25 protein-coding genes are annotated in these 25,277 nt (G+C 55.4%); 17 read left to right on the forward strand and 8 right to left on the reverse strand.

The window, feature by feature from the left end; translation table 11 throughout:
- Window positions 1-110 precede the first annotated feature (110 nt).
- The 3 genes from ACR3E2_RS14675 to ACR3E2_RS14685 all read left to right on the forward strand — a co-directional run bounded on the left by ACR3E2_RS14675 (window position 111) and on the right by ACR3E2_RS14685 (window position 2,060).
- Complete coding sequence (locus ACR3E2_RS14675; protein WP_480484739.1) at window positions 111-506, forward strand: GFA family protein; 396 nt, start codon at window positions 111-113, stop codon at window positions 504-506.
- A 358-nt stretch (window positions 507-864) separates the two neighbouring features.
- A complete protein-coding gene (locus ACR3E2_RS14680; protein WP_480484738.1) occupies window positions 865-1,068 on the forward strand; it encodes a hypothetical protein in 204 nt (67 codons plus the stop codon).
- Window positions 1,069-1,100: 32 nt separating this feature from the next.
- Complete coding sequence (locus ACR3E2_RS14685; RefSeq protein ID WP_480484737.1) at window positions 1,101-2,060, forward strand: IS5 family transposase; 960 nt, start codon at window positions 1,101-1,103, stop codon at window positions 2,058-2,060.
- A gap of 53 nt (window positions 2,061-2,113) precedes the next feature.
- On the opposite strand, the gene ACR3E2_RS14690 is transcribed toward ACR3E2_RS14685, so the two are convergent.
- Both ACR3E2_RS14690 and cuyA (ACR3E2_RS14695) read right to left on the reverse strand, forming a co-directional pair.
- On the reverse strand, window positions 2,114-3,100 hold the full coding sequence (locus ACR3E2_RS14690) for a YeiH family protein (RefSeq protein WP_480484736.1): 987 nt from the start codon (window positions 3,098-3,100) through the stop codon (window positions 2,114-2,116).
- Window positions 3,101-3,179: 79 nt separating this feature from the next.
- Complete coding sequence (gene cuyA / locus ACR3E2_RS14695) at window positions 3,180-4,196, reverse strand: D-cysteate sulfo-lyase (RefSeq protein ID WP_480484735.1); 1,017 nt, start codon at window positions 4,194-4,196, stop codon at window positions 3,180-3,182.
- A gap of 121 nt (window positions 4,197-4,317) precedes the next feature.
- Between cuyA (ACR3E2_RS14695) and ACR3E2_RS14700 the strand changes: the two genes are divergently transcribed.
- Window positions 4,318-5,214, forward strand: a complete 897-nt coding sequence (locus tag ACR3E2_RS14700) for a LysR family transcriptional regulator (RefSeq protein WP_480484734.1) — start codon at window positions 4,318-4,320, stop codon at window positions 5,212-5,214.
- A gap of 231 nt (window positions 5,215-5,445) precedes the next feature.
- On the opposite strand, the gene ACR3E2_RS14705 is transcribed toward ACR3E2_RS14700, so the two are convergent.
- The 3 genes from ACR3E2_RS14705 to ACR3E2_RS14715 form a co-directional block, all read right to left on the reverse strand.
- Window positions 5,446-6,762 (reverse strand): dicarboxylate/amino acid:cation symporter, encoded by a 1,317-nt coding sequence (locus ACR3E2_RS14705; protein ID WP_480492786.1) that lies wholly within the window; start codon window positions 6,760-6,762, stop codon window positions 5,446-5,448.
- Window positions 6,763-6,898: 136 nt separating this feature from the next.
- Window positions 6,899-8,332, reverse strand: coding sequence for a cysteate racemase (gene cuyB / locus ACR3E2_RS14710; protein WP_480484732.1), 1,434 nt, complete (start codon window positions 8,330-8,332; stop codon window positions 6,899-6,901).
- Window positions 8,329-9,726 carry an aspartate ammonia-lyase gene (locus ACR3E2_RS14715; protein WP_480484731.1) on the reverse strand — a complete coding sequence of 466 codons (1,398 nt, stop codon included), beginning with the start codon at window positions 9,724-9,726 and terminating at the stop codon, window positions 8,329-8,331. The genes cuyB and ACR3E2_RS14715 overlap by 4 nt, the downstream gene beginning before the upstream one ends.
- A 181-nt stretch (window positions 9,727-9,907) precedes the next feature.
- On the opposite strand from ACR3E2_RS14715, the gene ACR3E2_RS14720 reads away from it, so the two are divergent.
- Entirely contained in the window at window positions 9,908-10,801 is an 894-nt protein-coding gene (locus ACR3E2_RS14720) for a LysR family transcriptional regulator (RefSeq protein ID WP_480484730.1), read from the forward strand.
- Between the two features lie 57 nt (window positions 10,802-10,858).
- Here ACR3E2_RS14720 and ACR3E2_RS14725 read toward each other — a convergent pair whose 3' ends face one another.
- The gene (locus tag ACR3E2_RS14725) at window positions 10,859-11,746 is read right to left on the reverse strand and encodes a LysR family transcriptional regulator (protein WP_480484729.1); all 888 of its coding nucleotides are present in this window, start codon (window positions 11,744-11,746) and stop codon (window positions 10,859-10,861) included.
- A 129-nt stretch (window positions 11,747-11,875) separates the two neighbouring features.
- Here ACR3E2_RS14725 and cuyA (ACR3E2_RS14730) point away from each other — a divergent pair, with 129 nt between their 5' ends.
- The 7 genes from cuyA (ACR3E2_RS14730) to ACR3E2_RS14760 all read left to right on the forward strand — a co-directional run bounded on the left by cuyA (ACR3E2_RS14730) (window position 11,876) and on the right by ACR3E2_RS14760 (window position 17,489).
- On the forward strand, window positions 11,876-12,922 hold the full coding sequence (cuyA, locus tag ACR3E2_RS14730; RefSeq protein WP_480484749.1) for a D-cysteate sulfo-lyase: 1,047 nt from the start codon (window positions 11,876-11,878) through the stop codon (window positions 12,920-12,922).
- Between the two features lie 30 nt (window positions 12,923-12,952).
- Window positions 12,953-13,816, forward strand: coding sequence for an amino acid ABC transporter substrate-binding protein (locus ACR3E2_RS14735; protein ID WP_480484728.1), 864 nt, complete (start codon window positions 12,953-12,955; stop codon window positions 13,814-13,816).
- A 76-nt stretch (window positions 13,817-13,892) separates the two neighbouring features.
- Window positions 13,893-14,609 carry an amino acid ABC transporter permease gene (locus ACR3E2_RS14740; RefSeq protein ID WP_480484727.1) on the forward strand — a complete coding sequence of 239 codons (717 nt, stop codon included), beginning with the start codon at window positions 13,893-13,895 and terminating at the stop codon, window positions 14,607-14,609.
- A gap of 3 nt (window positions 14,610-14,612) precedes the next feature.
- On the forward strand, window positions 14,613-15,269 hold the full coding sequence (locus ACR3E2_RS14745; protein WP_480484726.1) for an amino acid ABC transporter permease: 657 nt from the start codon (window positions 14,613-14,615) through the stop codon (window positions 15,267-15,269).
- The gene (locus ACR3E2_RS14750) at window positions 15,266-15,994 is read left to right on the forward strand and encodes an amino acid ABC transporter ATP-binding protein (protein ID WP_480484725.1); all 729 of its coding nucleotides are present in this window, start codon (window positions 15,266-15,268) and stop codon (window positions 15,992-15,994) included. The genes ACR3E2_RS14745 and ACR3E2_RS14750 overlap by 4 nt, the downstream gene beginning before the upstream one ends.
- A gap of 495 nt (window positions 15,995-16,489) precedes the next feature.
- Window positions 16,490-17,173, forward strand: a complete 684-nt coding sequence (locus ACR3E2_RS14755) for an IS6 family transposase (protein ID WP_480484724.1) — start codon at window positions 16,490-16,492, stop codon at window positions 17,171-17,173.
- Between the two features lie 127 nt (window positions 17,174-17,300).
- Window positions 17,301-17,489 carry an integrase core domain-containing protein gene (locus tag ACR3E2_RS14760; protein WP_480484748.1) on the forward strand — a complete coding sequence of 63 codons (189 nt, stop codon included), beginning with the start codon at window positions 17,301-17,303 and terminating at the stop codon, window positions 17,487-17,489.
- A 75-nt stretch (window positions 17,490-17,564) separates the two neighbouring features.
- Here ACR3E2_RS14760 and ACR3E2_RS14765 read toward each other — a convergent pair whose 3' ends face one another.
- Window positions 17,565-18,449: an amidohydrolase family protein gene (locus ACR3E2_RS14765; protein ID WP_480484723.1), complete on the reverse strand. Its 885-nt coding sequence runs from the start codon at window positions 18,447-18,449 to the stop codon at window positions 17,565-17,567.
- Window positions 18,446-19,447, reverse strand: coding sequence for a nuclear transport factor 2 family protein (locus ACR3E2_RS14770; RefSeq protein ID WP_480484722.1), 1,002 nt, complete (start codon window positions 19,445-19,447; stop codon window positions 18,446-18,448). Before ACR3E2_RS14770 ends, ACR3E2_RS14765 begins: the two co-directional genes overlap by 4 nt.
- Window positions 19,448-19,607: 160 nt before the next feature.
- Here ACR3E2_RS14770 and ACR3E2_RS14775 point away from each other — a divergent pair, with 160 nt between their 5' ends.
- The 5 genes from ACR3E2_RS14775 to ACR3E2_RS14795 all read left to right on the forward strand — a co-directional run bounded on the left by ACR3E2_RS14775 (window position 19,608) and on the right by ACR3E2_RS14795 (window position 25,151).
- The gene (locus ACR3E2_RS14775) at window positions 19,608-20,657 is read left to right on the forward strand and encodes an ABC transporter ATP-binding protein (RefSeq protein WP_480484721.1); all 1,050 of its coding nucleotides are present in this window, start codon (window positions 19,608-19,610) and stop codon (window positions 20,655-20,657) included.
- 82 nt (window positions 20,658-20,739) lie between these two features.
- On the forward strand, window positions 20,740-21,966 hold the full coding sequence (locus tag ACR3E2_RS14780) for an ABC transporter substrate-binding protein (protein ID WP_209507352.1): 1,227 nt from the start codon (window positions 20,740-20,742) through the stop codon (window positions 21,964-21,966).
- Between the two features lie 65 nt (window positions 21,967-22,031).
- The gene (locus ACR3E2_RS14785; RefSeq protein WP_480484720.1) at window positions 22,032-23,060 is read left to right on the forward strand and encodes a carbohydrate ABC transporter permease; all 1,029 of its coding nucleotides are present in this window, start codon (window positions 22,032-22,034) and stop codon (window positions 23,058-23,060) included.
- Between the two features lies 1 nt (window position 23,061).
- On the forward strand, window positions 23,062-23,943 hold the full coding sequence (locus ACR3E2_RS14790; RefSeq protein ID WP_209507350.1) for a carbohydrate ABC transporter permease: 882 nt from the start codon (window positions 23,062-23,064) through the stop codon (window positions 23,941-23,943).
- Window positions 23,944-24,122: 179 nt separating this feature from the next.
- Window positions 24,123-25,151: an ester cyclase gene (locus tag ACR3E2_RS14795; RefSeq protein ID WP_480484719.1), complete on the forward strand. Its 1,029-nt coding sequence runs from the start codon at window positions 24,123-24,125 to the stop codon at window positions 25,149-25,151.
- The last annotated feature ends 126 nt before the right edge of the window (window positions 25,152-25,277 follow it).

Genomic DNA, 25,277 nt, shown 5'->3' on the forward strand with positions numbered 1-25,277 from the left:
TCAAGGGAAGGCCACAAGTGCAGCTTGACCCAAGCGGCGATCCGCGCCTGGGCCAAAGCACTTGAGTCGGTCGTCATGATGCCGTCAGTGCCGAGAGCGGAGATTGATACATGCTGAAAGGAACTTGCCACTGCGGCGAAGTTGGCTGGACTCTCGATGCTGTGCCAAAGTCGGTCACGGCCTGCAATTGCACAATCTGTCGGCGTTACGGTGCCCTTTGGGCCTACGGGCACATTGGCTATGACATTCAAACTACCGGGAAAACAAGTACATATCTGCGTCGCGATAGCGGGGATATCCATTTCCACTTCTGCGCCAATTGCGGGTGTGTGACGCACTACGTTGCGTATTTCTCGGACGAAAACGGCCGCAAACTGTCCGCGGTTAATGTTCGAATGTCTGATCCTTCACCAATCAGTGAGATTCCAATCCGTCACTTCGAGGGGCACGACAGCTTTCGAGAACTTCCTCGTGACAGCCGAACTGTAAAGGACATGTGGTTTTGACGTGCTTCCAGGCAGCGGACTTTGGAGCGACTGCTGCGAAGGCCCTTTTCGTCGTCGTCCCGCAGGGCGGATGATATGCAAATCGTTCGCCGCGGCGAGAGTGAGAAGTCAGTTCCGTTGACCTGAATGCTCCACCCTTTGGGCTTTTCATTCATCCGTGCCGACATCAGAGGCAACGCAGTATTAGCTGTCGCACGGCGAGATGATACATCGGGGACGACCCATTGCTGACCTTCACCATTCCTAACAGATGCTGCAGTGCGCCCACCAAAGCGGATGAGGTGGGTGGCTCCTGCTCCACCGGCATCGAATGTGCCAAAGTGCAGTTATCAACGACTGCTAGGAAAGGAGCCACCCAATGACAGTAAAGACCGTCGGCCTCGATTTGGCCAAGGACGTTTTTCAAGTGCACGGCATTTCTGAGAGCGGCCGGGTTATTTTCAACAAGCCGATCAAGCGCGCGAAGCTACTGGCCTTTTTTGAGACGCTTCCGCCCTGCGTCGTAGGCATGGATGCCTGCGGTTCATCCGACCGTGTTGCACGGATCGTTTCATCGGCGTAGCCAGTTGCTTGATTTGATGACGGGATGGCGGGATGCCTTTCAAGCACAACGCGACGCGGCGGGACAAGTTTGAGAAGGCCAAGTACCGGGTCACGAACTGGCCTGAGTACAACGAGGCGCTTCGCCAGCGTGGTGATGTTACGGTCTGGTTCAGCGAGGATGCGGTATCCGGGTGGTGCGCCCCAAGGTCGGGGAAACGTGGTGGTCAGCGGCAGTATTCTGACCTGGCGATTGAGACCTGCCTGACCCTGCGCGCCGTCTTCGGCCTGCCGCTTCGGCAAACGCAAGGGTTTGTACGAAGCCTACTACGGCTCATGCAGATCGACGTTCCCGTTTCGGATTTTTCCACGCTCTGCCGGCGCGCACAATTGCTTCGGATCACACCGAACACCCGGCCCACGAACGGCCCAGTGACGCTGATCGTAGACAGCACAGGGCTTCGCGTTCACAGCGGTCGAGACTGGATGCAGAAGAAACACGGGTTACCGAAGGCCCGTAAAACATGGTGCAAACTGCACATCGGCTTCGTTCCCGAGAGCGCGGAGCTTTTGGCCTCCTGCCTGACAACCGAGCACATCGGAGACGCCGGCGCACTGCCCGAATTGCTGGCTGATGTGGCAGGTCCTGTTCATCGTATCATCGGCGACGGCGCCTATGATGGTGCGCCGACCACAGCGACGATCCGGCAGGCGTTGGGATCGGATGTCGAACTGATCGTACCGCCGCCGAAGAATGCCGTCCCAGGTGATTGCAAAACACGCAACGCCCATATCGACATGATCGCCAAGGGAGGTCGTATGGCCTGGAAGAAGGCCACTGGCTATGGCCAAAGATCACGCGGCGAGGCCCAGATCGGGCGCTACAAACAGGTCATCGGACCGGAGCTGCGCAGTCGCAAAATGGAGAGTCAGACAACCGAAACCAAGATCGCTGTCAAAGCTCTCAACCGCATGACCCATCTCGGTCGTGCGACCTATGAACGTGTCGCATAACGAACCGGGGAAAGGGGCAAATGCGGCCCAGCCGCTATTCGTGCAACACAGTCTTAAAAGCCAAAGCCCATGACAAATGCCACGGCAATCGCAAGAAGGAAGAGGGTTTCGACGACAAGAATAAGGCCATAGCTGGGCTTGACGCGCAGAATGGTGGCAAGGCTGGTTTTCACCCCAAGGGCAGAAATCGCGATGACCAGACACCAGCCGGACAGGGTGGCGATTGCATCGGTGATCACCTGCGGCACCAGCCCGGTATTTGTCAAAATCGCCAGCGCGACAAACATGACAAGGAACCACGGCAGGATGATCTTCTGGGATTGTGCGCCGCGAAAGCTCGCCATGACCACAATCATCACCACCGGCAACAAGGCCACGCGCACCATCTTGACGAAGGTCGCAATCACCCCCGCCTCGTCACTGATCGAATATCCGGCACCAACAACCTGGGCCACATCGTGAATGGTCGCCCCGATCAGAAATCCGCTTTCCAGATCGCTCATCCCCAGGGCCGCAAACAAGACCGGATAGGCAATCATTGCGATGGTCGACAGGGCGGTGACGCCGATCACAACAAACAGCGTATCCTGTTCGCGGTCATCTTTCGCGGGCAGAACCGAAGTGATGGCAAGGGCGGCCGAGGCCCCGCAGATCGCCACAGACCCGCCCGCCAACAGGCCAAAGGCCAGTTTGCGACCGAAGAGAAAGGACAGGATTGCCCCGCAGGCCAGTGTTGCCATGACAAAGCCGACAACCGCGCCCACCGCGCCCAGCCCGACACTTTCCACATCCCCAATGCTTAGATGCAGGCCCAACAGGCCGACCCCGAATCGCAACAGCGTTTTGGCGGAAAACTCCAGCCCCGGGGTGAATTTCTGATCGTCATAAAGAAAGTGGAACGCCATGCCGATCAGCAGTGCAAACAGCATCGCAGGCGCGCCGTAATGTTCGGACAGAAAGGTCGCGGCGGCGGCAATCACGCACACCAGAAGAATGCCACCAAAGTGGGTGTCCCAGCGGGACCTGATCAGCGACACCATGGTTCGCTCCTGACTGCGGGAATGTGAAATTGGCGCGCGCAGCCTGTGTCAGGCCGCACACACCTGGTACTGTCTGGCGTCAGCCGACCCAGCGATTGCTGTGATCAAAGGCCGCGTCGTAACCAAAGAGCGCGACCGACCCGCCAGTGTGCAGGAAGACGACACGTTCGCCTTTCTTGAAGTGACCTTTGCGGATCAGATCAATGAAACCCGCGGCCCCCTTGGCGGAATAGACCGGGTCGAGAAGGATCGATTCCAGCTCGGCAAACATCTGGATCGCCTCGATGCCGCTGTCGGTCGGGATGCCATAACCTTCGCCGACGTAATCGGTGTTGGCGACCACATCTTCGCGCTGCACGACACCGGCACAGCCCAGCTTTTCGGCGGTGGCACAGGCGAGGTTATAGACGTTTTCTTCCTGTTTCGGTTTGGGCGCACGTACGCCGATGCCCAGAAGAGGAATCTGTGCGTTCATTGCTTTCAAACCCACAATCAGACCGGCCTGCGTGCCTGCGCTGCCGGTGGCGTGAACGATGTGGTCGAGCTTCAACCCGCGATCATTGGCTTGCGCCAGCATCTCAAACGCGCAGTTCACATAGCCCAGCGCACCGGTCGGGTTCGACCCGCCCCCGGGGATGGTGTACACTTTTTTGCCATCTGCGCGCAGCTTGTCGGCAGCCGCTTCCATCTCGGCATTCATGTCCAGACCACCGGGGCGCTTTTCGGTGGTGGCGCCATGCAGATGGTCCAGCAGAACATTGCCGTTGTAATTGTAGTTGTGGTTGGTGGAGCCGGTGCGATCCTCCAAAAGGATGTGGCACTCCATGCCCAGTTTCGCCGCAAAAGCAGCCGTTTGGCGCGCGTGGTTTGATTGGGTTGCCCCCTGGGTCATCACCATCTCTGCGCCCTGCAACTCGGCCTCGGCCATCAGGAATTCCAGCTTGCGGGTCTTGTTGCCGCCGGTGGACAGGCCGGTGCAATCGTCACGTTTGATCCAGATTTCCGGGCCGCCGAGCTCTGCGGTCAGACGGTCCAGGCGCTCAAGCGGGGTGGGCAGGTGGGCGATGAAGCGGCGTGGGTAACGGGAGAGATGCATCGGAAAACTCCTAAATTGGTTTTCTCGCATTTTATGGAGGTCATTCCCACTATTCTAATTCGAAATATGCGCTATAAAATGCACATCTTGCATAATATCAGTGTGCCGCTATGGTGACATCATGCAGTTGGATTGGATTGATGACATCCTGGCGGTGATCGACACGGGGTCCCTGACACGGGCGGCAGAGCGGCGGTTTCTGACCCAATCGGCGTTCACGCGGCGCGTGCGATTGATCGAAGAGCGCATCGGTGCACCCCTGTTTGACCGGTCCTGCAAGCCGGTCACCATCCTGCCCGGCGTGCAGGCGACGGAACCAGAACTGCGAGAGCTTGGCGCGCGGCTGCGTCGCCTGCAACACGACTTGAAAGCGGCCGCAGAGGGCGCAAAGCGGGATGTGACTTTTGTGTGCCAGCACGCCATCACCACCACAATCTCGCCGTGGGTGGTGCGGCAACTGACCCAATCGCAGGACATTTCCGTGCGGGTGCGATCCGGAAATCGGGACAATTGCCTGATGCTGCTTTTGTCCGGCGAGGCCGATTTCGCAATGACATATGAACGCCCGGAGGCCCCCGGCCCTGCGGTGCCACAGGCGTTTGAAATGCGTCGGCTGGGCGGCGATACATTGGTGCCGGTGGCGTCACCCGATCTTGCGCTCCACGTTGATGACCCCGAGATCCCGTTCATCTCATATCCCCCAGATGTTTTCCTGGGGCGCCTGTTCAGCCAAAGCATTCTGCCCCTGTTGCCCGAAGGCGTGATGCTGTCCCCAAAGGCGGAAACTGCACTGACGCTTGCCGCCTGTGAATACGCGCTGGATGGCATTGGGGTGGCGTGGTTGCCGCTGACCCTGGTCAAGCGGCATTTAACCGAAGGGCGGCTGCGGCGGTTACATGACCTGCCGCATCAGGATCTGGGCATCATGCTGATCCGCCTCTCTGATCAACAGGGCGAGGGGACCGCGCAAATCTGGTCTGATCTGACAAATATTCCCGAACCGTCCGTGGGACTATAGTGCGTTCCAGACCTGCTCGCCGGTTTTGTCCAGACGCTCAAGCGAGCAGAACAAGGACAGGGTCAGCGTGGCCGGCCAATTTTCCCCGCCAACCTGTGTCATTACCGGGGATCAACTTAATTGAATTTACGCGTTGGGATAAGGGCGGAGGGTGACGGCATTAACCAGGCGACGTCCTGAGCAGAAAACGACCGCCCTTTTCGGGGCGGCCGCAGTGATGTGCTTTGTCACTTACGCCCGCGAAACGTCGGGTGATTTTAGCACATGGGGCGTATCGTAGGCATCCAGATCCAGTTGATCTTCGGATTTCGCAATAATGACGGTGCAGGCAGCGTCGCCGGTAACGTTGAGCGATGTACGTGCCATGTCGAGAATGCGGTCGATGCCTGCGATGATGGCTACACCTTCCAAAGGCAGGCCGACCGAGCTCAGAACAAGCGACAGCATCACCAGCCCGGCACCCGGCACACCAGCGGTGCCGATGGAGGCAAGTGTCGACGTCAGAATAATTGTGACATATTCCGACATGCCCAGCTCTATCCCAAAGGCCTGTGCCACGAAAAGAGCCGCAACGCCTTGGTACATGGCGGTTCCGTCCATGTTGATTGTCGCGCCAAGCGGCAGCGTAAAGCTTGCAACCGACCGGTTCACGCCAAGGTTCTGCTGAACCGCCGTCATCGTGACCGGCAGTGTCCCCGAAGAGGACGTGCTGGTGAAGGCCACGATCTGCGGCTCGATGATGCCTTGGAAGAAGCGGATTGGGTTCAAGCGCGCAAAGATCGAAACAAGCCCGCCATAAACAATGACGGCATGCAGAACGCAACCAATATAGAGCGCAGCAATCACGGTTCCCAAAGGCAACAGGAGATCCAGACCATAGGCTCCAGCGACCCAGGCCATTAGTGCAAACACACCGTATGGTGCAAAACTGATCACAATCTCAGTCAGCTTCAAGATGACGGAATTTAGGGCTTCAAAGAAATCCCTGACCGGCTTTCCAGCGCCACCCACCAGGTTGATGGCCAGACCGAACATAATCGCAAAGAAAATGATCTGAAGCACGTTGCCATCCGCGGCCGCGGCGATTGGGTTTTTGGGAACGATCCCGATAAGTTGCTGGATGAAAGGCGGAGACGCTTTGGGTTCCATTGCGGCTGCGGTGCTCAGATCAATTCCTGCGCCGGGTTGCAACAGCAGGCCCAAAGCGAGTCCTATCGTGATCGCGAATGCAGTTGTGCCCAGATAGAATACAATCGACATCAGGCCAATTCGCCCCATGCGGGCCATGTCGCTGACCGATGTCATACCGCAAACGAGCGATACGAAGATCAACGGGACAATCAGCATTTTGATAAGCGACAGGAACAGGGTTCCAATGTTCTTGATCATGCCCGCAATTGCTGCGTTTCCGGTTGCGTTCAGCAACACGCCCGCAACCACACCAAGAACTAGCGCGATCACGATTTGCTTCCAAAGAAGCATGTTCCTCCAAGGTGCCATAAACCCTGTTTTGCGACTGGTATTCATCAATAGGTCCTCCCTTTCCATGGCAGTCAGTTGGAATGAGCTGCCAGCAGTCGCCGCAAGGTAACACTGTCGTGCTGGTCATGGTCGCGCAAATAGAGAAACGGCGTTGCAATATTTGCAATGCCGTTTCTTTTGTCGGATAAAGTGCCGGTGACGCCTAGAATTTTGCGAGCTGTACACATTTGCGGGCGAGCACATCGGTCGGGTCGACAGGAAGCGCCCCCAATGCGTCTGCGCTTTCGGTCACGATGAGCGGCAATTCCGTACAGCCGAGAATGATTGCCTCGGCTCCGCGCGCAACCAGATGGGAAAAGGCCCGGCTAATCTGTTCTTTGCAGAGGCCGTCGGTACATCCAGCTTTGACGCCAAACGGGCCATAAATTGAATCCATGACCAGGTTTTGATGATCGCCATCGGGAATGATGTGGGCAAGGCCTGCCTCATCAAGTGCTGTCTGATACAAGCCACTTTGTATTGTTCCATCCGTGCCGAGAATCCCGACCACACGCGTCTCTGGGGTGGTTTCTTTAATGTGTTCAGTGGTCGCGGCAAGGATACTGATGATCGGAATATCAAGGTGGCGCTGAATCCGATCGACATACGCGTGGGCGGTGTTGCAAGGGATGACCAGCATGTCAGCACCACCGCGTTCCAGTTTTTTGCAGGTAGAATAGAGGGCGACAGTTGGATCGGTGCCTGCGCGGACCAGATTTTCGGTGCGGTCAGGAATTTGCGGGTTCTGTTCAACCAAGACTTTTATGTGATCCTGATCGCGGGTCGCCTCGGTCCCTTTGACCAGTTTGGCAAGGAAATCTACGGTTGCGGCAGGTCCGACACCGCCGACCACTCCAACTTTGAACCGGTGACGGCGGCCTGACTGGGTCTCTTGCAGGGCGTAATCCGCGTAAACCGCCGCCGTGTTTATGGCCGTCATGTTGTCTGGCAGGTCAAGCTGGTTGAGCAACAAGGGCAGTTCAGAAAGACCGGGCACAAACACGGTCGCGCCTTGTTCGAATAGGTTGATCAGGGCGGCATTTATGGGTCTCAGAACGTCTTCATTGCAGTGTCCCGCTTTGAACCCGATGCGTCCATATACGGCCTCCATGACGGCACTTTCCAGATCTTCCCGGGGATGGAGGATCTGTATTTCCCTGCCAAACAGGTTCTCGAACAAACCAGTTTTTCTGACAAAAGGCGTCGTGATGACACCAATCTTTGTCGGCTCGGGACGCAGTCTGTTAACGGCGGCGGCGATCGCCTCTGTCATGCTGATCAGCTTAAGTTCAAGCTCGTCCTGCAGTTCATGCAGAAAGCTATGGGTGACAAAACATGGAAGCAGCGCCACGTCACATCCATCCCGTTCCATGCGGGACAGTGTGTCAAAAACATAGAGTTTTCGGTGTGTTGGGCTGTAGCTCAGCTCTTTGGGGGAGGCTGGTTCGCGCAGCGGTTTCTGGTGAAATATCAATTCCCTGTGGTCTTCTTCCGACCTGACCGGTGTCCTTTGAACAATTCTGTTCAGCAGGTCGGCTCCGGCAAGGGCGCCCAGGCCGCCAACGATTCCTATGCGTAAAGATTGGTTTTTGTTCATTGGGCAATCTCCGGAGCCCTGCCGTGCATGTGCTGCAATGCAGTCTCGGCAAGTTCTCCTGGCAAAGCGGGTTTTGCGGCCTCTTGCAGGTTCAAGCCATGCGCCTGTGCATATTTTGCAAGTTTGGTGGCAGCCTCATATCCGATCACCGGGGCCAGTGCGGTGACATGTACAAGGCTGTTGCTCAGCAACATCTCGCATCTTTTCTCATCCGCAACGATACCGTCCACGCAGCGGGTGCGCAGCACATTCATTGCATTGGTCAGAGACCCCATGGTTTCCAACACTTTATGGATGATGACCGGCTCCATCGCGTTGAGCTGGAACTGGCCGGCCTCGGCGGCCATTGTGACGGTTAGGTCATTTCCGATTGCCTGATAGCAAACCTGATTTACAACTTCGGGAATAACCGGGTTTATCTTGCCGGGCATAATGGACGATCCTGCCTGAACCGCGGGCAGAATGATTTCTCCAAGCCCAGCCCGCGGCCCAGAGGACATTAGGCGTAAATCATTACAGATCTTAGACAGTTTGATGCCAACCCGCTTGAGCGTGCTTGAGAACATCACAAAGGCACCCAGATCAGATGAAGCCTCAATCAGGTCCGGGGCCAGTTTAAGTGGCTCGCCGGTAATGTCGCGCAAATGCGCCAAAGCGACTTCGCCAAACCTTTCGGGGGCATTGATGCCGGTGCCAATGGCCGTGCCTCCAAGGTTCACTTCTGTCAGAAGGCGCGACAGGTCCCTCAACCGGTCGGCATCCTCGTTGATTGTTGTGGCAAACCCCCGGAACTCCGCACCAAGTGGCATGGGTACAGCGTCCTGAAGTTGGGTACGCCCGACCTTCATAATATGCTGAAACTCACATGCCTTTTGGTCGAAGGATTTGGTTAGAAGATGCATTGCTTCAATCATAGGCGCGATCCTGGACAGAACAGCCAGACGGATTGCTGTGGGGTAAACGTCATTTGTGGATTGTGACCGGTTCACATCATCATTCGGATGAAGCTGGCTGTAATCGCCATGATCTGCCCCAAGCTTTTCCAGCCCAAGATTTGCAATGACTTCATTGGCATTCATGTTGGTCGATGTGCCAGCACCACCCTGCATGACATCAACAACAAACTGATCGTGATGGCCCCCGGCAATGATCTTGTCACAGACATCCGTAATGGCCGACGCTTTCCGGTGGGGCAGGACGCCCAGGTCCTTGTTGGCCATAGCACAGGCCTTTTTGACCGACGCCAGTCCGACAATCAATTCCGGATAGTGGCTGATCGCCACCCCCGTAATCGGGAAATTTTCCAGTGCCCGCTGGGTCTGGCTGCCCCAGGTCGCTGCCAGCGGGATCTTTACCGGGCCAAGGCTGTCGGATTCTGTTCTGTGTTGTTTCATGATCTGAGACCTTTTTGTGGTCTTGCGGCCTGCATCAAACGCGAGGGGCCGAGACTCTGTGAGTGTGTTGGTCTGACCGTACCGCCATCAAGTCCGTCCACCCATGACAACTTTCGCAAAGGTGTTGCGAATTTTGCAACATGCTTCTACCGTGTGAAGTTTCTGCAATTGGAGAATTTTGATGGAGATCGATTGGCTGGAAGACTTCTTGGCACTTTCAACTGCTGGGGTATTTGCCCGCGCGGCGGATGCGCGAAACATAAGCCAGTCGGCTTTCACGCGGCGGATCAAAAACTTGGAAAACTGGACCGGTACCCCATTGTTTGACAGGAGCGTACACCCGGTTGAGCTTACGTCAGCAGGTCATGCATTCAAGCAAACCGCAATCGACACGGTTGCCGCATTAAAACAATCCAAAAGCGATATCCGTGGCTTATCTCGCCAGGAAGCATCGGTGCTTGATTTCGTCGCGCTTCATTCTTTGGCAATTTCCTTCTTCCCGAACTGGCTGACACGAATGTCCAGCCATCTTGGTCCCACCAAAACCAGGCTGGTTGCGGAAAACTTCTCCGGCTGCGCCGAGGCAATTTTATCCGGAAGCGCAGACTTTATGTTGTGCTATTCCCATCCGACAGTGCCCACTATTTCAGATGAAAACCGATACCCGTCTTCGACCATTGCAAAAGACCGGATCATAGCCGTCAGCGTTGTCAATGCTGATGGGCGTGCCAAATACAGCCTCGAAGGGAAAAACCCGGTTCCGTTCCTGTCATACACTCCTGACAGTTTTCTGGGCCGCGTGTCCCAGGTTTGTCTGGATCGCGGAGGTCTGAGTCACATTGTGAGCCCCATCTATGAAAACTCCGTTGCCGAGGCGCTTAAGTCCGCTTGTCTTGCGGGAATTGGCGTTGCATTCCTTCCCGAAAGCGCGGCGGATCGAGAGTTGAAAGACGGGAGTTTGCAGAAGATCAGCCAACCAGAATTCGAGCTTTCAATCGACATCAAACTCTACCGTTCGATCGAGAGGTCCCGAGCAGAGTTGGAACGCTTTTGGATGATGGCTCAAAACCTGTAAGGCACATCGCAAGTCTGTAATGGAGAAGGGTGATGCTTACGGCGGGTTTCCTGGCCCTTACTCTGTTTCGGCGACCATCTTTCTGAAGTTCGTACCGCGCGGGTTGGAAACGTGGGTGTATAGAACAATATCCAGCGGCAGGCGGCCGTATTCCGGAGAGAGGATGACAGCATCGCCAGTAATTATGTGATTCTGGATAAGCGAGTGAGGAACCCAGGCAGCGCCGCTTCCTTCCAAAACCATCTGGGAGATCCCCACCGAAAACGCGCTTTCCACAGCCGATCTTCCCGTCCAGGCACGGTCCGCTTTAGCTTGATGCAGTAACACAATCTGCCCAAAAAAGCTGTCTGCGGGGAAATCAATGCAGGGGGCTTCCGGTGGTAGGATCTGACCTTCCAGCAGCTCATATTTTAGTGCGCCTCCGACGACCGGAAGCAAAGTGTCCCGCCGCCAAATGTAACGATCAACGGTGTCATCGAAAGGCACCTGGGGCAGCTCACGGAATTCATAGCTCACCAGAATGTCGCATTCATGGCGCAGGAATGTGGACATTGCTGTCACCTGGTTCTGCGTGCGCAATCGGATTTGCGGCAATCCGCTGCGTGCGCGGAGTTTGCGAAGAATCTCTGGAACGACGGACACCGAAAGCGAGTGCTGCGTCGCCATCACCAGCGGTTCTCCGATGCCTTCCGGGTTATTAAGATGCCCATGCAATTGCCGCAAATGCGCGAGCAGCGACCGGATTTGAGGTTCGCTTTGTAGTAGCGTCGGAGACAGCTCTACCCGGTTGGCCTCACGGACCAGCAAGCTTTTTCCGATCCAATGTTCCAGTGATCTAATGCGCCGTGAAAAGGCGGGTTGTGTTACATTCCTACGCGCGGCAGCGGCGGTCAAGCTGCGCTCTTCCAACAGGATCAGAGCGTCTTCTAGAAGGCGTGTATCCATGCTTACCCATACCTTATGTACGGGTACACTGCAATATTGGCATTATCCAACACGATTTTTTGCGTTTAGCCTTACTTAGAATACGTAAAGGGAATGTACACAATGCAAACCGCAGCGGCAGAAAGTGCTATGGCAGTGGGCGGCAACCTCGCGCTTGTAAGGCGCGCGCTTGAGAACTTTCCACGTGTGCGTTTTGGTCATTTTCCGACCCCGTTGGAGCCGCTGGAAAGGTTGAGTGACGAGCTGGGCGGGCCGCGCATCTGGGTCAAGCGCGATGACTGCACGGGCCTTTCGTCGGGCGGCAACAAGACTCGCAAACTGGAATTTCTGATGGCCGACGCCATGAAGCTGGGTGCTGACACAGTGATCACGCAAGGCGCCACCCAGTCCAATCATGCACGACAGACAGCAGCCGCAGCAGCCCGGTTGGGGCTGAACTGCCATATCCTGCTTGAGGATCGCACCGGGTCGAATGACGAGACTTATAACTTCAACGGTAATGTTCTGCTGGATCAGCTACATGGCGCAACCGTTTCCAAACGAGCAGGTGGTGCCGACATGAACGCTGAAATGGAAGCCTTGGCCAGCACGCTGCAAGATCAGGGCCGCAAGATCTACATCATCCCGGGCGGCGGCTCCAATCGCGTTGGGGCGTTGGGTTATGTGAATTGTGCCGCCGAGTTGGAAGAGCAAGCCGGAAACATCGGTCTCAAGATTGACGCCTTGGTCCATGCCACCGGCAGTGCGGGAACCCAAGCAGGGCTGGTGGCGGGACTTGCTGCCCTTGGCAGCAACATTCACTTGCTTGGGATCGGTGTTCGGGCACCTCAGGGGAAACAGGAAGGCATGGTCTATGACCTGGCCTGCAAGACCATGGATTACCTTGGAATGGGGGCCGTGATTGAACGTACCTCGGTGCGCGCGAACTGTGATTATGTTGGCCCAGGCTACGGCCTGCCGACCGACGGCATGCGTGCGGCGCTTCTGAAACTGGCTCAACTCGAAGGGCTTTTGTTTGACCCGGTCTATTCGGGCAAAGGGCTCGATGGCCTGATTGATCAAGTTCGCAAAGGCTACTTCGAAGGAATGGATAATGTTGTGTTTCTGCACACCGGTGGAAGTGCAGCGTTATTTGGATATTCCGGCATTTTCGATCTGCCGGGCTATCAGGACTAACAAAAGCAACAGAAACTAAGGGAGAAAACCATGAAATATATGAAACCAGCGGCCGTATTGGCTTTTGCCTTGGCCTTTTCTGCTCCGGCTGTGGCTGAGGATCGCACGGGAACTTTGGCCAAGATTGACGCCTCGGGCGAAATTGTCATTGGACACCGGGAAAGCTCTGTTCCGTTTGCCTATCTGGACGAGAACCAAAATCCGGTTGGGTATTCGATCGACCTTTGCATGAAGGTGGTCGAAGCGGTTTCCGCCGAGCTGGGTAAGGAACTGACGATCAAATATGTGCCGGTGAACCCCAAGACCCGGATTGCACTGATGGCCAATGGCACGATTGACCTTGAATGCGGCTCGACCACGAACAACCTGACCCGTCAGGAGCAGGTCGAATATCTGCCCACGACCTTCATCACCGGTACCAAACTGATGGTCCGTAAAGACTCCGGCATCAATTCGGTTGCAGATCTGGGCGGCAAGGCCGTTGCGTTGGCGCAGGGCACCACCAACGAGCGTGCCGTCAAGGCGGCAATTGAAGAGCTGGGGCTGGACGTGAAGGTTCTTCCGGTGCGGGATCATGCCGAGGGCATGTTGTCTTTGGAAACTGATCGTGTGGATGTCTATGCCACGGATCACATCCTTCTGTTCGGGCTCATTGCAAAATCCAAGACCCCCGAAGATTTCGCGGTGGTCGGTGATTTCCTGTCTTTCGATCCCTATGCGTTGATGGTGCGCCGCGACGACAGCGCCTTTGAACTGATCGGCAAGAAGGCTATGGCAGATGTGTTCCGCTCGGGTGAGATCAACGACATCTATGCCAAGTGGTTCGATCCGCTGGGTGTCGGTCAGACAGACCTGCTGAAGGCTGCGTTCCAGCTTAATGCGCTGCCGGAATAACCTCCTCCTGTAGCAACACTGTCGGGCCTGCACCGTGCGCGGGAGGCCCGGCACCATTCTTATCAGGGTAGAAAGCATGAACTACAACTGGAACTGGGGTGTCCTCTTTGAAGAGGAATACCTTGGCTGGCTGATATCGGGGCTGGGGTGGACCTTTGCGGTCGCGCTTGTGGCCTGGGTTCTTGCGCTGGCCGTCGGTGTTCTAATTGGCGTCGGGCGCACACTGCCATCGCGGCCTGTTGCCTTACTTTGCACCACCTACGTTGAACTTTTTCGTAATGTGCCGCTTCTTGTACAACTGTTCCTGTGGTACTTCGTCATGCCTGAGATCGTTCCGGACGATCTGGGTCGTTGGATGAAGCGGGACATGCCAAATCCCGAGTATGTTACGGCTGTTATCGGTCTAGGACTTTACACCGCAAGCCGCGTTGCCGAACAGGTTCGTGCCGGGATCAATGCCGTCGGTCACGGGTTGACCAGCGCAGCCTATGCCAATGGCTTCTCGACTGCGCAGACATATCGCTACGTGTTGTTGCCGATTTCCTTCCGGTTGATCGTGCCGCCGATGACCTCTGAATTCCTGACTATCTTCAAGAATTCCTCACTGGCGCTGACCATCGGCCTTCTTGAACTGACGGCGCAAAGCCAGCAGATCGCGGAATACACTTTTCAGGGATTTGAGGCCTTTACCGCAGCGACGGTCATCTACGTCGTCATCGCTCTTGGTGCGACAGTCATCGCGCAGACTCTTGAAAAATACACCCGCATCCCGGGTTTTGTCGGAAAAGGCTGAATTATGGGTGATTTTGATCTTTCCGTCATCTGGAACAATCTTCCATTTCTGTGGCAGGGCTTGCAGCTCTCGCTATGGCTTACCTTTCTTGCTGTGATCGGCGGTATCATTTTGGGGACCGGCCTTGCCTTGATGCGGCTATCTGGTATCGCGCCATTGGCTCTCCTCGCCGCAGGTTATGTGAACCTGATCCGCTCGGTGCCGCTGATCTTGGTGATCTTCTGGTTCTACTTCCTGGTGCCTCTTGCTTTGGGTCGGCCGATTGGCGGCTTCTATTCGGCGCTGATCGCCTTTGTCATGTTCGAGGCGGCCTACTATTCAGAAATTATCCGGGCAGGCATTCAGTCAGTCCGCAAAGGACAGGTGCATGCCGGACAGGCCACTGGCCTCAGCTACTGGCAGATCCAGCGCTATGTGGTCCTGCCACAGGCGTTCCGGAACATGATCCCGATCCTTGTGACGCAGGGCATCATTCTGTTCCAGGATACCAGCCTTGTCTTTGTTGTCAGCTTGCGCGACTTCATGACCGCCTCATCTATTGTCGCCCGAACCGAGGGCCGGCTTGCTGAGATGTATATCTTCGCCGCCCTTGTCTACTTCAGCATTTGCTTCGCCGGTTCACTTGTTGTCCGGCACCTTCAGAAGGCCAAAACAGCATGATCAGCATTGAAAACATCTCTAAATGGTACGGCAACTTTCAGGTGCTGACCGATTGCACCACCAACGTCAAAAAAGGCGAGGTTGTAGTGGTCTGCGGTCCGTCCGGATCAGGAAAGTCCACCCTTATCAAATGCGTTAACGGGTTGGAGCCGGTGCAGCAGGGCCGCATTCAGGTTGAAGACGTGGATGTCACCGCAAAAGGCACCAATCTTACCAAGCTGCGCTCGCGCATTGGTATGGTGTTCCAGCACTTTGAGCTTTACCCACATATGAGCGTGCGCGAGAACCTTTGTCTGGGTCAGCAGAAAGTCCTGGGCCGGTCACGTGACGAGGCCAACGCCAAAGCTGAAGCTCTGATCAATCGGGTTGGGCTCCTGCCACATATCGAAAAATTTCCCGGGCAGCTTTCAGGTGGACAGCAGCAGAGGGTCGCCATCAGCCGGGCGCTGGCTATGGACCCGATTGCGATGCTGTTTGATGAACCGACTTCGGCCCTTGATCCGGAAATGATCAATGAGGTTCTGGATGTGATGGTCGAACTGGCAAAGGACGGTATGACAATGATGGTTGTCACGCACGAGATGGGCTTTGCACGCAAGGTGGCGGATCGGGTGGTGTTCATGGATGCCGGTCTGGTAATTGAAGACCGTCCCACCGAGCAGTTTTTTGGCAACCCGGAAAGTGATCGAGCGCAGGATTTTCTGAGCAAGATTCTGAACCACTAGGCCTGCGATGCCGGGCAAGCGTTTGAAACTGGTTTCAGATTATAGGAGACACACAGCGTGTTGATGAGTAAACTTTTCCCCTGCTCTCGCTGGAAAAGAGGTTGAAAATGACAAGGGGTACGGCCAGCCAATCAGATATGCGGGACGCGCTGGCAGCACGACTAAACCACCTCGCCAAACAGGTTGGGTCAGTGAAATTCTTGACTGATGTTGCAGGTGTGAACCGTACGCAAATGAGCCGATACTTGGCCGGAACTTCGGTGCCCAGGGCCGAGCTTTTAGCTCATGTTTGGAAAGCGCCTAGCAATCCCCTTGGATTGGTTTTTTGAAACTGGAGAGCCGGGTAGAGACCTTGCAGAGCTCAAATTTGGGATGTCTTTCCGGAACGCAGTTGTCGATAGGAAATTTGGTTGTGTCGCGAATTTTGACCGAGGTTGACGAAATCGCGTGCCCTGGTGCTTGTTGCTTTCAAATCAATCGCGAGCAGGTTTCAGAATGGTTTCTTTGAAAAGCTGCCACTTCCCGAAGGATGTGGTTTTGTACGCTGTGTTTTTCTATTTGCGCCACACTGTTTCCTATCGCGACCTTGAAGAAATTATGGCTGAACGGGGCGTTTCCGTCGATCACGCCACGTTGAATAGATGGGTTGTAAAATATTTGCCGATGATCGCTGCGCGGGCGCAATCGAAAAAGCGTCCAACACAGAAATCTTGGAGAATGGACGAAACCTACCTCCGTGTGCGCGGTAAGTGGGTGTATCTCTATCGGGCCGTCGACAAAGCAGGGAACACCCTTGATTTTATGCTGTCTGAGCGAAGAAACGGTCCCGCAGCAACCAGGTTCTTTACCAAAGCGCTGTCATCAAACGGAATCCCAGACAAAGTCGTCATCGATAAGAGCGGAGCCAACGCAGCCGGCATTCGAGAAGTGAACAGGATTCTGAAGCGGTTTGGTTGCCAAGCCAAGGTGCAGACAATCAGGTCCAAATTTTTGAACAATATGATCGAGCAGGATCATCGGTTCATAAAACGGCGTGTTCGACATATGTGTGGGTTCAAATCATTCGCATCCGCGTCCGCTACGTTGGATGGCATCAAAGTCGTCAACATGATCCGGAAACAGCAATTCTTCAGCGCAGCCACCTCTGGCTTTCGGGTGTTTGCTGAGATCGTAGGATAAGTGTGCCTGGTAAGACGCTTACTTTGATCGTTCCAAAAATTTGCAACACAACCGTTCCAGGTTCTGTCGCAAACTTCGCCCCTACCTGTCAGTTCGAGCGCATTTCTGCTAGCGCTCAAACGAACATATCTTCGGCAACCTGGCTGAAGCCCGAAAGATCATCAAAAACTGGAGGATTGACTACGATACACAGCGACCGCACATTTCTCTCGGCGGACTGGCACCAGCCGTTTACGCTAATCTTAACCGTACCGCCCGGCCTGCTTCGCTTGAGCTGCGCAACGGTTCCGCTCAGCAGGCCTTGACCGCAACCTAATCACGAGAAAGAAACGGGAACGGATTCTACATCCGATCGGCCCGGATCAAGGGGCCGAGTCATTGAATATCACTCTCAGGGCACCTCGAGATCATAGAAGTGTTCTGCGGTTTCTCTGAACACAGCCGATTGGGCCTCAGCCGGAACCAGATCACGGTAAGCCTGTACCAGCGATGTGTAATTGCCATAGAGTTTGTCGACCGGGAAATTCGAGCCAAACATGACCCTCTTTGGTCCGAATTGTTCAAGGCAAATCTCCACGATCGGGCGAATACTCTCAGGCGCCCAGTTGTGATCGAACATGCCCAGACCTGAGAGCTTGCATGAGACGTGCGGCAGATCGGACAGAGCGCGCAATCTTTGAGCCCAGCTTTTCAGGCCCGCCGGAGTGCGGTCATATGGTGATCCGGCATGGCATAGAGCGACTCGTGTATTCGAGGCTTGCGCGAGAACTCGGGTGGTTTTTCCGATCAAATCAGGAATGAGCTGCAGATCAAAGCTGAGGTCACGCCGTCCAGCCTCCTTCAGTCCGTCCAGAAACCGCGGATCGTCCAACAGGAAATTGGTTCCCGTCTGCGCGTCCTCTCCGGGTGCGCGCCCGACGATCTGGCGCACACCGCGTACAGTTGGAAGAGCCTGAAACGTATCAAGCTGGGCGTGTAGGTCAGCCGAGGTCAGGTCACAGAACACAACCTGCGCCATTGGCCAGTCTGGATTGGTTTCGGCGACAGCTTGAACCCACCGGGCTTCGTCCAGACCGTTTTTGGCTCCCACCTGGATATGGATCGAGGCACCGACTCCGCAGGGCGCGGCTTCGGACCGGAACTCGCGCAGTAGATAATTCCGTTGAATCGGCGTCGGGTCGCCAAAGAACCTTTCCACCCCGCGCGCCATCAGCCAGGGGTAGTTTACAGCTTCAAGGTCCCAAAGGTGGTGATGGGCATCGATCCAGCCGGTCATGTTCGCGGTACTTTCGACATGCGCCCCAAAATATCGACACCCTGTTGTTTCCAGAAGTGCAGCAGGTCAATGAAAACCCAGTTCTCGGCCAGCTTGTCACCCGCGCGACGATAGATGTCGATCACACGGAATTCACCGGCCTTGTCTGTGGCGGGCATACCCATGAACCCGCCGGTGGGCCGCGCCGTGAAATTCGGCCAGCCGAAAAAGCCGCCATAGTGACCCTCAGCCAAGCGGCAAATGTGCTTGGTCTTCGAGCGGTCCGTTAAGGATGCGCGGAACGGGCCTGAGTGCTGCTTTGCATAACGCTCAATCGTATAGGTCGCACCGATCCCGGCGGGCCCCCACCAAATCATGTCTTCGCTCCATGTCTGGCGCAATTCTTCCTCAAGGCTCAAGCCGCTGTTCCATTGGCCGAGATCGGAAATCATGGCATTGATCGTGTCGAGAGTTTTCTCGCCTTCTTCGGCAGGCTGCGGGCTGAACATCAACCCGTCATGCGTCATCGGTCCGGGTTGAACCAGATGGGCTGCAGTTTGAGGCGGGAAGGGCTGCAACCCGACCTGCATCATGAAATGCGGGATGTCGAAATACATCGCCGTTTCGGCGATCTTGCCATTCTCGATCTTGTTGAACTCACAATAGCGCAAAAACGCCATCTTGCCCGTGGGGGCGATGCCCAGCCACGCATTGTCGAACAGGCCCATCAGATGCCCCATTGAAACAACCCAGACCGAGGTGAATCCGTCCATCTCGTTTTTTCCGGCCATGAACACGTCCATCCGGCGCTGCATTTTCCTTAGACTTTGCTTCAGGGGACGCCAGAATGCCTGTGCTACGTCATGGGTGCCCCGAAGCTCATCAAACGGGTGGAAACCGCGCCACAGGTAGTCTTCTGTGCAGAACTCAGACAACGTGTTGGCGATATCCGATTCTTTTACGCTGCTGAGCGCCGTGTAGTAATCCAAGATGATCGATTTTTGGATTTCATAGGACATTATTATTTTCTTTCAGTTCTTTAGTCGCTGCCAAGGGGCGAATTGCGAGGAAGATGAAGTCGGCTTTTGCACACGCATGCAAAAAAAGCTTGCCAGATGTTTCTTTTGTTGTCTATGGTTTTGCAAGCGTATGCACTACGAGTGCAACAGGGAGGGCAGAATGGCCGAAATTCAACTTCGCAATGTTGGAAAGCGTTGGGGATCGTTTGTCGGAGTTGACAATTTTGACCTGACAATAGCCGACAAGGAATTTCTGGTACTTCTTGGGCCGTCAGGTTGCGGAAAGACCACGACAATGCGCATGATTGCTGGCCTCGAGGACGCATCTGAGGGCGATATTCTGATCGATGGTGCCCGAGTAAATGACATGGAGCCCAAAGACCGCGATGTTGCGATGGTGTTCCAGTCATACGCGCTCTATCCGAATATGAATGTATATGAGAACATTCGCTTCCCGCTAAAAGTTCGCGGTATTGACCCTGCTACCCATGACGAAAAAGTGCGGCGCGCTTCGGCCATGGTTGAGTTGGATGACTTCCTGCACCGCAAGCCAGCGGAATTGTCTGGTGGTCAGCGTCAGAGGGTTGCCTTGGCTCGTGCCATAGTGCGCGAGCCGAACGTGTTCCTTATGGACGAGCCACTATCCAACCTTGACGCAAAACTGCGCGTTTCCACCCGCGCACAGATCAAGAACCTCAGCCACGAATTGGCGGTCACCACGATCTATGTCACCCACGACCAGATCGAGGCTATGACACTGGCTGATCGGGTGGTGATCATGAAACAGGGTGTCGTGCAACAGGTCGGTACTCCGGTCGATATATATGACACCCCCGCCAACACCTTTGTCGCCAGCTTTATCGGCAACCCGGCAATGAACCTTGTCGATGGCGAGGTTCAGGGTGGCGTGTTTCGCGCCAAAAGCACTGAGGTACACGGGTTGAACGCGCCCGACGGTCCTATCACGCTGGGGTTTCGCGCCGAGGACGCCAATGTTGTGGAAAGCGGCGGCGAGATCAATGCACCGATCTATACACAAGAGCTGTTGGGCGACAGCACCATGGTCTCGGTTCGGATCGGTGGTGCGCTGGTCTCGGTCAAGGCCGACAAAACCTATCGGGCCGAAATCGACGATCAGGTCTCGATTCATATCCATACCGACCACTGCCATCTGTTTGATGCGCAAACTGGGGCTCGCCTGGAAGGCTGAGAACCGCAAACGACACCCGTTGGGACGTGGTAACCAGGGTGCAGACTTCGAAGATGCACCATCCATCTAGGGAGGAATATTGATGTTTCTGAAGAAAATTGCATTGGCCGGCTCGGTAGCCGCCTTTGCCGCAAGCGCAGGATATGCCTGCGAAATCGGCGCACGTGTCAACATAGTCGGTAATGAATTTGCGGCCATCCAGGCCGTCGCAGCCGGAGCAAAGGAATGCACCGGGGCGTCGGTAGAATCCAACCTGACATCCGAGCACCAGACCATCAACGTGGCTGGCCTGTCGGGCAATCCGTCGGAATACACGACCGCAATCATCGCCAATAGTTCGGTTGTGGCACTGATGAACGAAGACGTTATTCGTCCGCTCAATGATCTGGTGGAAAAGTATGGTCAGGACCTGCAGCCTGGGCAGCTGATCAAGATTGGCGACAACATCATGGCTATCGCCTTCATGGCGAACGCGCAGCATCTGATGTACCGCAAGGATATCCTTGAGCAAGCCGGTGTGGAAGTCCCGACTACCTATGAGGAAATGCTCGAGGTGGCCGAGGCCATTCGTGCGCAGGGTATTATGCAAAACCCGGTTGGTGGAGCCTATGCATCGGGTTGGAACCTGGCGCAGGAATTCAACAATATGTTCCTTGGTTATGGCGGCAGCCATTTTAAACCCGGTACGGCCGAACCCAACGTGAATTCTGAGGCCGGTGTCAACGCCCTGAATATGATGAAGGCTTTGTCGGAATACATGAACCCCGACTTCCTGACTCATGACTCCAACGCCACCAATGCCGAATACCGTGCTGGCAACGTTGCAATCATGAATATGTGGGGTTCGCGCGCATCGCAGCAAACCACCACCGAAGGTGTGTTGCAGGAGGTAATCGACGGCCATGCGATTGGCGCGCCGCTGACAGTTGGTGGCGGAGATATCCCTGCAACGACCCTGTGGTGGGACGGTTGGACTGTCGGAAAGAACATCTCAGATGAAGAGGCCGAGGCCACATTCATTGCAATGAAACATGGCATCCGTCCTGACATGCTGAACGATGAAACCACGCCGTTGGCGGTCTGGCTGATTGAAGGCTACCAGCCGGGAAAAGATGCCGAGGGTGTGTTTGCTGCGGCCAAAATGGGCACACCACCCTATCCGATGCTACCGTACATGGGGCTCATGCACAGCGCACTTGGCAACGAACTTGCTGATTTCATGCAGGGCAAGGAAAGCGCGGAACAAGCGTTGGCTGATGTAGAAGCCGCCTATCGTGCCGCCGCCATCGAGCAAGGCTATCTGCAATAAGAAGCCTATTGCGCGGGTGCCTTTGATAACCGCCCGCGCAATCCCACTGACACGAGGATTGCAACATGCGCCATAAGACATTCCTTTGGTTCTTCCTGCCCACAGGACTCGCGATGCTTCTGTTCATTGCAATGCCAATTGTCTCGGTGGTGACTCAATCGATCTTCGCACCCCATCCGGCTGTTCTGTTAGAGGTCGAAAACTGCACCCCGCTTATCGGATGCACAACTGAGACCACTGTTGATCAAGAGGCCACCGCGGCGCTTCGCGCCGAGCAACCTCTGGGCCGGTTTGTGGGATTGGACATTTACTTTAACCGAGGCCATCTGGCGATACAGGAAATTGGTCAAATCTGGGCCGCGAATGAAACATGGGGCGGCTTTTTCTCGGAACTCGGCAATTTGCCCTTTTACCGGGCGATGGCATTCACGCTGACCTTCGTTGCTGTCGTGACACCGCTCACAATTATTTTGGGGCTGGTGATTGCGCTGGCAGTAAACTCCCTGCACAGGCAACTCAAAGGTCTGATGATCTTTTTCTCTCTTCTGCCCATGATCGTGACCCCGCTGATCGGCTCGCTCATCCTGTTTTGGATGATTGACAGTCGCGGGGTGATCGGCAACGCCCTCGTATATCTTGCTGGAGATCCGGATTTCAGCCTGAAAGCATCAACAGGGCTGATGTGGGTAGCGCTGATGGTCTATGGTGTTTGGCACGCTGCGCCTTTTGCCTTTGTCGTGTTCTATGCTGGCCTGCAAACCTTGCCCCAAGACCAGATTGAGGCCGCCCAGATAGACGGGGCGACGCGCTGGCAGCAGGTCAAATTCGTGGTTGTTCCCCATCTCATGCCCCTGGTCACATTTGTAGCACTGATCCAGTTGATGGACAATTTCAAGGTGTTTGAACCTATCATCGGCTTCAGTGCACAAGCGCATGCGCAATCACTCAGCACCTTCATCTTCTACGATCTCGGTGGCGAGACTCGGCAACTGTCTTCCGCTGCTGCTACCTCTGTGATGACGATTTTCGGGGTCGCAATTCTTCTGTCGCCCGTGCTTGTCCGCACCTGGCGCGATTTCAAAGGAGCAAGATAATATGGCCAGCCGCGCGCAAAGAATGCCTACAAGCCTTCGGATCGCCTCATCCCTGTTTGTGCTCCTATGGTTTATCCTGGCCGCCTTTCCGTTCCTCTGGACGGTTTGGGGCTCGTTCAAGGTCGAACTGGATTTCTTCTCGATCGCTGACTGGACCAACGCCCTGACTGGTGCCCGAACCGAAGCGGTTTATGGCTCGCCGTTCACCACCACCGGATATGAGGGTGCTTGGATTCAGGAAGAGTTCTGGCGAAATGTTCTGAACACCGGGATCGTCTGTTTCTTTGTTGTTACCATCTCACTGACTATCGGGACTTTAGGGGGCTATGCCCTTTCGCGGTCTACTTACAACTACACATTCTGGCTTTTGATCACAGCGTTGATTTTCCGTGCAATGCCGCCAATCACTCTGGTCTCAGGTTATCTGTTACCCTTCTTTGAATGGAATGTTTGGGGAATTCTTCCAACCACCATTATCGTGCTTGTGGCGATCAACCAGCCGTTCACTCTTTGGATGTTGCATTCCTTCTTCAAGAACATCCCGAGCGAGTTGGATGAAAGTGCCAAGGTCGACGGATGCAACCAGTTTCAGGCTTTCCGACGTGTGATCATTCCGGTGATGTGGCCAGGCGTCATCACGACCGGGCTGTTCTCGTTCCTTCTGGCCTATAACGACTTTGCCGTGGGGGCGATGCTGCTGTCTGAAAGCAACCGTACTATGGTGCCTGCCATTGCCGCGTTTCTCGGTACAACGCAAACCGAGGGCAACGTGATGTTCGCTGTTGCAGCCGTGGTTTCTGCCACTGTTCCACTGTTCATCCTGGTGATGTTCTTCCAGCGTCAGATCGTGGGCGGCCTGACCGCCGGGGCTGTGAAAGGCTGACATAAATGGGGCGCACTCATCCTCAGTCCGTATCTGCCCATGCGCACGCAGCCAGCCTGAACTTGGCTGCGCGCCGGGCCCGACGGCCGGGACGAATTCCATTTGCCTTGATGCGCGCGGGTCCTCGTGCCTGCACACCGCCACCGCGAATAGGAAAACGTCCTAAAAAGGAAAGCGCCATGAACAAGCGCGCAAATCGCCCAGCGATGGGTATTGCTACCGGAACCACGTTTGAAAACAAACAGCTTTATCGTCAGTTTCTCGAAAGCTTTGATAAGGGCCTCTGCGAAACCATGGAGACGGCCGCTAGCGAGATCTTCGCCGCAACGGCCACTACCGAAGCGAGCCATCCGATCAATGCAGCCCCTGATGGCAACGGCTACGTCAGCTCTGTCATCTTGCCGATTTCAGAGGCGTTCGAGGGGCTCACCCGTCAGAACTATGTGGTCACAGGTGGCGAATACCTGGGAAGCGAGTGGGTCACCTCAACCGGGTATTTCCACGGTCATTTCAAGCGACCGCTTTGTGGTATTCCACCCAGCGGCAAACTGGCATTTCTGCGCTTTGGTGAATTCCACCGAATGGAAGATGGCAAGATCGTCGAATCCTATGTCTTTCTCGGCTTTGCCGAGTTGATCATCGCGCTTGGCCTCTGGCCGCTGGAACTGCAGGGCTATGAAGGTGTCGTGCCGGGTCCGGCAACTCATGACGGCATCGTCATTGGGCCATCAGACCCAGCGCAGTCACGCGCCACAGCAGATCTGGTCGAGGACATGCTAGTACAGCTGACGACCGAGGACCAAAGCTGGCGGCCTTATTGGGATGACCGAATGGTGTGGTACGGTCCCGGCGGGCTGGGATCCTATGCCACGGTCGATGCCTTCGCCGATTTCCAATCCCCCTTCGAGGACACGTTCGAAGGCTGGGGTGACGGCAGGGACGCAGGCGTCACCGGGGTCGGCTCGAATTGCAAGGCCGGGGATGGCGACTATGCATTCCTGTGCGGCTGGCCGCAGATCACCGGCGTCCACGTCAAATCCTTCCTGGGCCTGGAGCCAACGGGAAAGCGCGTTTTTATGCGTGACTGCGACTGGTGGCGCTGCGCAGACGGCAAGATCATCGAGAACTGGTGCATGCTCGATATTCCACATCTGCTGTTGCAACTGGGTTACGACCTTTTTGCCCAAATTTCTGAACAGACCCGATGAGCTGTTCCGCCAGACATAACGCCATTGCGCGCCACCCGGCGCTCAACCGGATGCCAAGGGATTTTCTGACGGCCGACCAACTGTCCCCGTCCAGACAGAAAACCCCTTGGTATCCATAAAAGGAAA

It is taken from the genome of Ruegeria sp. AL7, from assembly GCF_056536105.1.